Here is a 9781-nt window from a genome sequence, read left to right as displayed (position 1 = left end):
GTTGAGCCTTCGTGGGGCTCGGTCGGCCAGTCGACGGTGCTCCAGCGACCGGATCCGGCGTCCTCCAACAGGAAGATTTTCGGTCAAGATCTCCCGGCCCCGCCGGATGCAACAGTGCCCCTGATGTACATGCGGTTCGGGCTGGAACGGGTCATCGGACACGAACTGGCCGGCGTCCGCGCGGACGGAACCGGGGCCGTCGTGGAGGCGCTCTACGGGTGCATGGAATGCGACCTGTGTCTGGACGGCCGGTACAACCTGTGCGCCACTCACCCGGAACGGGCACTCGGCGCCACCGTGGACGGCGGCATGGCGGAGCAGTTCCGTGTTCCCGCACAGCGGCTTGTCGAGCTGCCGGCCGGGCTCGACGTCCGCGACGCCTCGCTCGTCGAGCCCGCGTCGGTCTCCTGGCACGCCCTCCGACTCGCCGGCACCGGCCCGCAGACCCGGGTAGCCGTCGTGGGAGCCGAGGCACTCGGCCTGCTCGCAGCCGCCGGGGCGGGGCGCCAGGGCGCCCCGGAAGTGGACCTCGAGGCACGCCATCCGCACCAGGCTGAGGCCGGCGAACGTCTCGGGGCCAAGGTCGGGCCTGTACGATGTGGTCGTGGAAGCCGCGGGATCGTCGGCGAGCCTCGCCCGCGCCGTGGACCTCGTGGCGCCGGGCGGGACAGTGGTCGTCGTCGGCTTCCACGTGGGAACGGTGGAAGTCAACTGGTCCCCGCTGTTCCACCGCGAGGCCAGACTTATTCCGTCGATGAGCTACTGCCGGCACGCGAACGGACGCGAGATAGAGGATGCCGCAGCCATGCTCGCCGACAACCCCGAGATCGCCCGCACACTGATCACCCACAGGTTCCCGCTCGAGGACGCCGTCGAGGCGTTCCGGGTCGCCGCCGACCGAAAGGCCAGAGCGCTGCGGGTGGTGGTCGAACCGTGACCTCCTTAGGAGTCGCGACGGGCATCGGGCTCGGGTTCGGGAGAGATCCCTGGAGAAGGTAGCCGCCACCGCGGAGATCCGTGCCAGGTCACCTATTTCCAAGGGCCGCCACCGTGATTGATGTCAATGTTGGGTGGCGATATAGGCAACATTTCAACGTCCTTTCTATTGGCATCGAATCAGATGCATCGACGAAAGCCCGGCTCGCCGATCTATATCCGATGCGTCGTTCCCGTTCGGTGCGGCGGCACATATCGAGCTTCGGCTCCCTGTCACGGTCACTCCTGGGAGGATGCGAATGGGCGTAGCGGGACACAATCGCAGTGTCGCTGTGGTGACGGGCGGCGCGTCGGGTTTCGGCCTGGCACTGGGGACCCGCGGCCTGGCGGCGGGGATGGACGTGGCCCTGCTCGACATCGATGGCGAGCGAGCGGCCACCGAGGCGGCTGTGCTCGCCGCCGCAGGTCCCGGGCGCGCGGTCGGACGTCGGGTCGATGTCAGCTCCGGCGAGGACCTGGCCGCGGCGGCCAAGGATGTCGAAGCCCAGCTCGGATGCTGCGACCTGCTGTTCGTCAACGTCGGTGTCCAGCAGTTCGGTGCCATCGAGCGGATCACCGACGACGAGTGGCGCTGGGTGCTCGACGTGAATGTCATCGGGGCGGCCCGGACGGTCCGCGCATTCCTGCCGCTGCTGCGCCGCAGCTCGCAAGCCCGGATCGCATTCACCACATCCGTCAGCGTGCTTGCCCCCTCCGCCCGTCTGGGCGCCTACCAGGCCAGCAAGGCCGCGCTGGTCACCCTCGCCGAGACGCTGCGCATGGAGCTTGCGGCGGAGTCGATCCAGGTCACCGTGATCTATCCAGCTGGAATGATCACTCGGCACATCGAAAGCAGCCTGGCCGCACGCCCGGTCGGTGCCGGTTCAGCGGATCTGCGGGAGGATGACAGGAACGCCATGCTGGCCAGCCGCCCGATGACCGCAGCAGATCTCACGACCGCGGAGGCCGCTGCCAGCCATGCCTTCGACCAGGTTCTGGCGGGCGCACCGTATGTCATCACCCACGGTGACCTTTCTGCTGCGGTCGCGCAACACCAGGCGGCGATCGATACCGCGCTCGCCGCGACGGCTGCCGCCACTGGGGCTCCGAACGTCCAGCGCGGACACATCCCCAACACGCCCGAGCTACCAGGACTCGAAACTGCTGGAGACGCGTAGCCGATGACCAGCCCAGGTGTGTTGTTCGGTCTCCGGTTCGATTTCCGTAATCCGAAGCTGGCAGGGACGTCCACGGCCGACAGGTACGCGGCCGCGTTGGAGATGGTCGAGTGGGCCGATCGGCTCGGTTGCGTCACTGTGGCTCTGCAGGAGCACCACGGTTCGGCGGATGGGTACCTGCCGTCACCGCTGCCGATGCTGGCGGCGATGGCGGCGCGGACGTCGAACGTGCGGTTCACGGTGGCAGCGTTGATCGCACCGTTCTACGACCCGCTTCGACTTGCCGAGGACATGGTCGTGCTCGACAACCTGAGCCGGGGCCGAGTGGACCTGATCATCGCCGGTGGGTACGTGCACGAGGAATTCGCGATGTACGGCGTGCCGATGAAACAACGGCCAGCGCGGGTAACCGAGACGATCACCACGTTGAAGGCCGCGTTCACCGGCGAGCCGTTCACCTACCGTGGCCGGATAGTCCAGGTCACACCAGCACCTTTCCGACCGGGCGGTCCCAGCCTCTTCATGGGTCGCAGCAGCGAGGCCGCCGCGCGGCGCGCAGCCCGGATCGCCGACGGGTTCATTCCCCCGGTCCCCGAGATCTGGGAGTTCTATCGCGACGAGGTCCGGAAACTGGGCCGATCCGATCCGGGTCCCTGCCCGGTCGGTGTAAACAAGACCGTGGTGCTGGCGGAAGACTCGGACAAGGGCTGGGAGCAGATGGCCCCGTACTTCCTCCACGAGACCAACGCCTACGGCGCCTGGCAGGCACAGGACAACCTCACGGCGCCGTACCACACGGTCACCGACGCCGACGTGTTGCGTGAGACCGGCCAGTACCGGGTTCTCACCCCCGACCAGTTCGTCGCCGAACTGAGGGCGGTGCCGGTTCCGTTCGTCCAGTTCCACCCGCTGTGCGGCGGTATACCGCCAGAGCTTGCATGGGCAAGCCTGAAGCTGTTCGAACATGAGGTCATGCCCGCGTTCGCCTGAGGCGGCCACCTGCCTATGCACACCCGAGAACGCAAGCCGAAGGAGTCCCTGTGGACGGCATCGACGCCCTCGTTCAGCTCGAGGCCATCAAGCAGCTCAAGGCGCGGTACTTCCGTACATTGGACGCCAAGGACTGGGCCGGTATGCGCCTAGTTTTCAGCGACGACGTGGTGATGGATACCACCGACTCCGGCGGTAACGTCGTCGCCGGCGCCGACACTTTCATGGATTTTCTGAGTGCAACCCTGGCGAATGTTGTGACGGTGCATCACGGCCACACTCCGGAGATCATCCTAACCTCACCTTCCACCGCTACCGGGATCTGGGCCATGGAAGGCCGGCTCCGCTACGCCGACGGTAACGAAATCAACGGGTTTGGGCATTACCACGAGACCTACGAGAAGATCGGCGGCAGCTGGCGTATCAAGAGCTCCAGGCTCACCCGCCTCCGGATGGACTGACACCGGCCCGGGACTACACCACCGGACACCTCCGATCCCTCACCCGGCGAGTCCACTCACTCTGTGCGACATCGTGTCGCACCACGTTCCCGAATACGAAAAGGAACGTCAACCCGACAACGATCCTCACGATCACGGTCACCAGACGAACCGCAGTATGACGACTCAGGCGACGGCCTTCTCGAGGATGTGCACGCCGCAGGCGTTGCCGAGACCGATGACGTGGGCGAGGCCCACTCGCGCGTCGGTGATCTGCCGATGGCCTGCCTCTCCTCGCAGGTGAGTGACGACTTCCCAGACGTTGGCGATGCCGGTGGCCGCTATCGGGTGGCCCTTGGACTCGAGCCCCCCGGAGACGTTGACGGGCGTCGTCCCGTCGCGCCAGGTCGCGCCGGAGTTGAAGAAGTCGACGGCGCCGCCCTGCGGACAGAGCTTCAGGTTGTCGTAGTGCACGAGTTCGGCGGTGGCGAAGCAGTCGTGCAGTTCGACGAGGTCGAGGTCCTCGGGGTCGACGCCGGCCTGTTCGTAGGCCTGTTCGGCGGCGGCCCGGGTGAGGGTGTTGATGTCAGGCAGGATCTGACAGCCGTCCTGCCAGGGATCGCTGGTCAGCACCGAGGCACTGATCTTGACCGCGCGGCGTTGCTGCTCGATGGGCAGGGTGCGCAGCTTGGAGTCGCTGACGACCACGACGGCCGCGCCGCCGTCGCAGTTGGCCGAGCACATCGGACGGGTGTTCGGATACGCGATCATGACATCGTTCATGATCTGTTTGAGAGTGAACCGCTTCTGGTAGGCGGCGAGCGGGTTCAGTGTCGAGTGCGCGTGGTTCTTCTCCGAGATACGGGCGAACAACTCGAAGCTCGTGCCACCGTACCTGTGGCCGTACTCCATGCCGATCTGCGCAAACACACCCGGCATCGTCTCGGTCCCGACCCGGCCGTCCAGGGCTGCCACCGCGCCATAGCGGCCTTCCCTCGACCAGCGGTCGCCCTCCTCGGCCCGGGTCCCCCCGGCGAGCAGGCCCGCGCCTGACAGCTTCTCCGCACCCACAGCGAGGCCAACCTCGGTCTCACCAGCCCGGATCGCCATCACAGCGACCCGCAGCGCGGTCGCTCCCGTGGCACACGCGTTCGCGACGTTGAACACGGGGATGCCGGTCTGCCCGACCTGCTTCTGCAGCCGCTGGCCGAACGAACCGCCCCCGCCCATCAGGTTGCCGGCCGCCAGCAGACCCACGTCCCGCATCCGCAGCCCGGCGTCGGCCAGCGCACCCCGGATCGCCTCGGTACCCAGATCAACCGTGTCGAGTGTCGGATGCCTGCCGAACTTCGTCATGTGGATGCCCACGATCCAGACGTTCCCCGCCATCGAGATCTCCCGTCCCTGCGGAGCCGACCGGCCGGTCCCAGCCCGGCGGCTCTCAGCTCACCCGTCCTCAGTCCGCCGGCTCGAACCCGTATCCGACCGCTTCCACTCCGGCGGCGTCGGTACCGATCGACCCCGTGGTCAGCCGCACCTTCATGCCCAGCACGACGTGCTCCGGGTCCGCCGGGATGTTCACGACGTTGCCCCGCACCGCGGTCCCACCGCAGTCGATCACCCCGGCCACGAACGGCACCGGAACCCCCGCGGCGGCGGACGAGACGATGGTGAACGCTCGCAGCTCACCCTCGGTGGCCACGTCGACGTCCCGGAACTCCGCTCCCTCGCAAGCCGCGCAGCCGTTGCGCCGATCGAAGTACCGCGCGCCGCAGGCGAGGCACTCGTGCGCGACGAGATGCGGCTCGCCCTCCAGAATTAGATAGTCGACGAGCGGAACCCGATGAGCACTCACACGTCCTCCGCACCAAGCCATCGAGTGGATTTAATGTTGGATTTAGTCATATAGTAGGCTATCAAACTATCTGGAGGTTGATCAGTGAATGAGGAACTTGTTGTACGTCGGGTGGTGACGGGGGTCGACACTTCCGGCAACGCGTCGATACTCAGCGACGGCGTGGTCACGGAGGTGCGGGTGTTACCGAACATCGAGGGATGGGCGATTGCGACCGTCTGGCAGAACGAAGACGCTTCTCGCGTTCCGCTGCACTCGATGACCGAGGGGACGAAGGAAGTCGCGGATCAACGCCGGCTGCCACCGGGAGGAACGCGTTTCCTGATCTGGAGGCTACCTCCGGACAGCGCCGGCGAGAACCCGGCCGGTATGCACGAGACCGACACGGTCGACTGCGTTGTGGTGCTTTCTGGGCAGGTGACCCTGGTACTCGGCAACGGAGACCAGCTCGAACTGGCACCCGGAGACTGCCTCGTTCAGGGCGGGAACCTCCACCACTGGCGAAACAAAACGTCCGAGCCGTGCGTCATGGCCGTCTTCATGGTGGGCGCGCATCGCCCGTGACGGACCGCCGGCGTCGCGGCGGGCCTGACCGGGGCAGGGGCCGTCAGCGAGACGCCGGACCGGCCAGCGCCAGGTGAACGGGCGCCGTCCCCGAACACGAGATGTTCGGGGACGGTGCGTTCACGCACCCGGTATGACCGGGACGAGGGATCGTGCAGCCGTCCGGACACGAATCAGCGCGGAGTCCCACCCGGGGACTCGGCAGGCGTCGCCCGCTCGACCAGATCGGCGATCTTCGCCGCGGCCGACACCACGAGCGGGAAACCAACGTAGGGGGTCAGTTGCGTCAGGATTTCACCGATCTCCTCTTTCGTGACACCGTTGGCAAGAGCCCGCAGCGTGTGCAGTCGGAGTTCCTCGGTGCAGTTGAGGGTGACGAGCGCCGCGACGGTCGCGATGCTGCGGTCGCGCGGGGACAGGCCTGCCCGCGGCCAGATCTCCCCGTAGGCGAAGCTCGCCGCCAGCTTGCCGACGTCGGGCGCGACCGCCGCCACGGCCGGGCTCAGGGTCGCCAGGACTTCGGCCCTCAGGGCCCGTAACGACGCCGGTGGCGCGGTGGGTTCAGTGGTTTCGGGCATGCTCACCCCTCGCTCGGATCGCCTGGGCTCCGGTGTCCGCACCAGTGGGCCTCACAGGATCACGCCGGAGTTCTTCAGCGCCACGATGTCGTCCCACGAGTAGTCGTGTTCCAGGAGGATCTCCTCGGTCTGCTGGCCGTGCTCCGGCGCCGCCCGCACCGGCCCGAGGGGCGTCTGGTCGAACTGCACCGGCGAGGTCACGCTGCGCGCCTCCACCCCGTGGCCGTCGATCGGTGAGAGATAGCCGTTGGCCGTCACCTGCGGATCGGAAAGGATCTCCGGGACCGTCTGGCACACGGCCCATACGCCGCTGAAAGTCGCGAGCCGTTGGCGCCACTCGTTCAACGTGCCCGACGCGAAAGCTCCGTCGAGTTCACGGATGCACTCCCGGTGGTTCCTGGTGCGCGCCTCGAACGTCGCGAACCGCTCGTCGGTCGCCAACTCGGGCCGCCCGACGTGCTCGCAGAGACTCTCCCAGTGCGGGTCGGGCTGGATCACGACGAGCCAGATCCAGCGGTCGTCCTTGGTCCGGTATGAGTTCACCAGCGGGTTCGCCATGTCGGTCCGGCTGTTCCGCGTCATGTCGACGCCGCCGACATCGCGGTTGGCCTCCATGTTGAGCACGACCGCGAACATCCAGAGGCCGGCGTGCATGAGGGAGGTGTCTATCTCGGACGGGATCCCCGTGCGCTCCCGCTTGTACAGCGCTGCCGCCACCGCACCGGCGAGGCTGAGGCCGCCGACGCAGTCCCCGGTTCCCCCCGGTTGGCGTACCGGCTGGGTGGCGCCTGGCTGTGTCAGGTAGTTGGCGATGCCGGAGCGGGCCCAGGCACTGGCGAGGTCGAAGCCACCGACCTCGGCCTCGGGCCCTCGGATGCCCTGCCCGGTGGCCCGGGCATAGATGATGTTTGGGTTCTCGGCGCGGATGTCGTCGAGGTCGATCCGCAGTCGTTGCCGCGACTCGGGCAGCAGGCTGGTCACGAAGACGTCCGCGTCCCGCACCAGCTTCGAGAGGACGCCGCGGCCGTCCTCCGTTCGCAGGTCGACGGCCACGCTGCGCTTGCCGTGATTCGCCAGCTCGATCGTGGGGGCGACTCGGCCGGTGCCGAAGTACCCGCGGTAGGGGTCGCCGCCCTCGACCGGTTCGATCTTGACTACATCCGCGCCCCAGTCCGCGAGGATGGCTCCGCACGTCGGCGCGAAAAGCCAGGCCGACACCTCGACAACTCGTACTCCGTCAAGCACGTCGTACATGGCGGCTACCTACCGGCTCGCTCGCGCGGCGGCCTGGCGCTCGTTGTATCTCGCGACCTCCTTGGCTTCTTCGGACTCACTGCGATAGCCGGTCGAGACGATTCCACCGTAGGTGGTGATCTTCGGCCCGCGATGCCGCTCGTGGGAGACCGTCGACACGTCGCGCCCGGCGACCTCGGCCCGCAGCGCGGCGACCGTGCTCCGCTCCCGCGGCCGGACCTTGAACGGGTCGAAGGAGTAGAGCCGGAGCACGTTGCCGTGGGTCACGCCCTCGATCACGTCGTCGGGAACACCGTCGAAGTGGAGGGCGAGCTGCTCGGGTGAGCGCGGCCAGGTGGAGTCCGAGTGGGGGTAGTCGCATTCCCAGGTCACCATGTCCGTGTTCATGGTCTCCAGGTTCGCGATGCCGAAGTGGTCGTCGATGAAACAGGTGATGATGTTTGACCGGAAGACGTCGCTCGGCATGCGGTCACCAAAATCAGCCCCGGTCCAGGCGCCGTGCTGCCGGTAGGTGTAGTCCACCCGCTCCAGGAAGTACGGGATCCAGCCGATTCCCCCCTCGGACAGCGAGATCCTCAGGTTGGGGAACTTCTTGAAGATGTCCGACCAGATCAGGTCGGAGGCCGTGTCGAACAGCGTGATGGCGGTACCGGTGATCTGCACGGAGTAGGGCGCGTCCGGTGCGGTCATCGGCGCGGACGACGACGATCCGAGATGCATGCAGACAACCGTTCCGACCTCTTCACAGGCGGCCCAGAACGGGTCCCACGCCGCGTTGTGCAGGGAGGGAAGGCCGAGCTTGTAGGGATTGGCCGAGAACGTCACCGCGTGACAGTCCAGCTCGGCGAGCCGGCGGACCTCCTGGGCCTGCAGTTCGGGGTCCCACAGAGGCGTGATGCCGCAGGCCACGAAGCGGTCCGGGTACTGGCCGGCCCACCCCTCGACGTGCCAGTCGTTGTACGCCTGGACCATCGCGAGCGCCTGGTCCGGGTACTTGTCCGCGTTGGCGAGAAATGTCTGCCCGGCGAACCTGGCGAAGGTCGGGAAGTTGAGCCCGGCTAGGACGCCGTTGGCGCTCATGTCCTTCACCCGCTCGTGCACGTCGAACGTGCCGACCCGCATGTCGTTGAAGGAGTTCGGCTCCATGCCGTACTCCTCCTTCGGCCGTCCGGCGACGGCGTTCAGGCCGAAGTTCGGCAGGACCTTGCCCTCGTAAATCCAGCAGTCGTGACCCGCCTCGTCTCGCCGCACGAAGGGAGCCCTGTCGAGAAATTTCCGCGGGACCCTCCCCTCGAACATGTCCGGCGGCTCGATCACGTGATCGTCGACGCTGATCAGAATGTAGTCGTCACTGTTCATCAAGATCCTCCCAGTGCGCCTGCCACAGCCTTCGGCGGCTCCGTCACGCGGAGTCGCGGCCTGCCCAGGGGCGGTGCCGCATGCGAGCCACGAATTACTATGATGACCGATAGTCTTATATCCAGTCAAGTTGGCGACGCCCTCCGGCCACCCGGCGCCGGCGCTCGCGACAGCGCCCGGAGCAGGGTGTACCCGTCAGGTGGGCCACCAGCGCACCGAGAACTCCGGGCGTGGTCCGTGGCTTTCCACCGCCGGGCAACAGCCTCCCGACGCGCGGCTCAGTGCCTGTCCTGGATCTTTGTTTCGTGTGCCGAGTGTGGTCTGTTCCTGATCTTCTCGGTGTGGCGGGCTGGGCTGGCGGGGTGGGCTGGTCAGGGTCCGGACATGGCGCGATCGCACCGGTATCCGTCGGATCTGTCCGACCAGGAGTGGGCCCACGTGCAGCCGTTGCTGCCTCCGGCACCGAAGGACGGCCGGCCCGAGAAACACGACCGGCGTGACATCGTGGACGCGATCCTCTACGTGACCCACAACGGGATCGTGTGGCGGGCGCTGCCCGCGGACTTCCCGCCGTGGAAGACCGTCTAT

At 67.0% G+C, this 9781-nt stretch carries 10 protein-coding genes and 1 pseudogene; 6 read left to right on the top strand and 5 right to left on the bottom strand.

Annotated elements, in window-relative coordinates; genetic code table 11:
* Positions 1-75 precede the first annotated feature (75 nt).
* The 4 genes and pseudogenes from B056_RS44030 (at position 76) to B056_RS0104800 (ending at position 3604) form a co-directional block, all read left to right on the top strand.
* Positions 76-937, top strand: a pseudogene (locus B056_RS44030) (zinc-dependent alcohol dehydrogenase).
* 298 nt (positions 938-1235) lie between these two features.
* The gene (locus tag B056_RS35150) at positions 1236-2153 is read left to right on the top strand and encodes an SDR family NAD(P)-dependent oxidoreductase (protein ID WP_076784634.1); all 918 of its coding nucleotides are present in this window, start codon (positions 1236-1238) and stop codon (positions 2151-2153) included.
* An 18-nt stretch (positions 2154-2171) separates the two neighbouring features.
* Positions 2172-3143, top strand: a complete 972-nt coding sequence (locus B056_RS0104805; RefSeq protein WP_018500770.1) for an LLM class flavin-dependent oxidoreductase — start codon at positions 2172-2174, stop codon at positions 3141-3143.
* Positions 3144-3193: 50 nt separating this feature from the next.
* Complete coding sequence (locus tag B056_RS0104800) at positions 3194-3604, top strand: nuclear transport factor 2 family protein (RefSeq protein ID WP_018500769.1); 411 nt, start codon at positions 3194-3196, stop codon at positions 3602-3604.
* Positions 3605-3769: 165 nt separating this feature from the next.
* Here B056_RS0104800 and B056_RS0104795 read toward each other — a convergent pair whose 3' ends face one another.
* Together B056_RS0104795 and B056_RS0104790 are read right to left on the bottom strand one after the other, a co-directional pair.
* Positions 3770-4972 (bottom strand): thiolase family protein, encoded by a 1203-nt coding sequence (locus B056_RS0104795; protein WP_018500768.1) that lies wholly within the window; start codon positions 4970-4972, stop codon positions 3770-3772.
* A 67-nt stretch (positions 4973-5039) separates the two neighbouring features.
* On the bottom strand, positions 5040-5459 hold the full coding sequence (locus tag B056_RS0104790; RefSeq protein ID WP_035750154.1) for a Zn-ribbon domain-containing OB-fold protein: 420 nt from the start codon (positions 5457-5459) through the stop codon (positions 5040-5042).
* A 63-nt stretch (positions 5460-5522) separates the two neighbouring features.
* Between B056_RS0104790 and B056_RS39300 the strand changes: the two genes are divergently transcribed.
* Positions 5523-6002 carry a cupin domain-containing protein gene (locus B056_RS39300; RefSeq protein WP_154676834.1) on the top strand — a complete coding sequence of 160 codons (480 nt, stop codon included), beginning with the start codon at positions 5523-5525 and terminating at the stop codon, positions 6000-6002.
* A 173-nt stretch (positions 6003-6175) separates the two neighbouring features.
* Here the strand turns inward: B056_RS39300 and B056_RS0104780 are convergent, their stop codons facing one another.
* Genes B056_RS0104780 through B056_RS0104770 form a run of 3 tightly spaced genes read right to left on the bottom strand, consistent with a single transcriptional unit; the run spans position 6176 to position 9193 of the window.
* Positions 6176-6580 carry a carboxymuconolactone decarboxylase family protein gene (locus B056_RS0104780; RefSeq protein WP_154676833.1) on the bottom strand — a complete coding sequence of 135 codons (405 nt, stop codon included), beginning with the start codon at positions 6578-6580 and terminating at the stop codon, positions 6176-6178.
* A 51-nt stretch (positions 6581-6631) separates the two neighbouring features.
* Complete coding sequence (locus B056_RS0104775; protein ID WP_026239333.1) at positions 6632-7834, bottom strand: CaiB/BaiF CoA transferase family protein; 1203 nt, start codon at positions 7832-7834, stop codon at positions 6632-6634.
* Positions 7835-7843: 9 nt separating this feature from the next.
* Entirely contained in the window at positions 7844-9193 is a 1350-nt protein-coding gene (locus B056_RS0104770) for an amidohydrolase family protein (RefSeq protein ID WP_018500763.1), read from the bottom strand.
* Between the two features lie 384 nt (positions 9194-9577).
* Between B056_RS0104770 and B056_RS0104765 the strand changes: the two genes are divergently transcribed.
* Positions 9578-9781: transposase (locus B056_RS0104765; protein WP_026239332.1), on the top strand; the 204-nt coding region annotated here is incomplete at its 3' end.

The sequence above is a fragment of the Parafrankia discariae genome (genome assembly GCF_000373365.1).
In the GTDB taxonomy this organism is placed as follows: domain Bacteria; phylum Actinomycetota; class Actinomycetes; order Frankiales; family Frankiaceae; genus Parafrankia; species Parafrankia discariae.
Note: the sequence above shows the minus strand (reverse complement) of the source record. Positions and strands in the feature narration are given on the sequence as shown.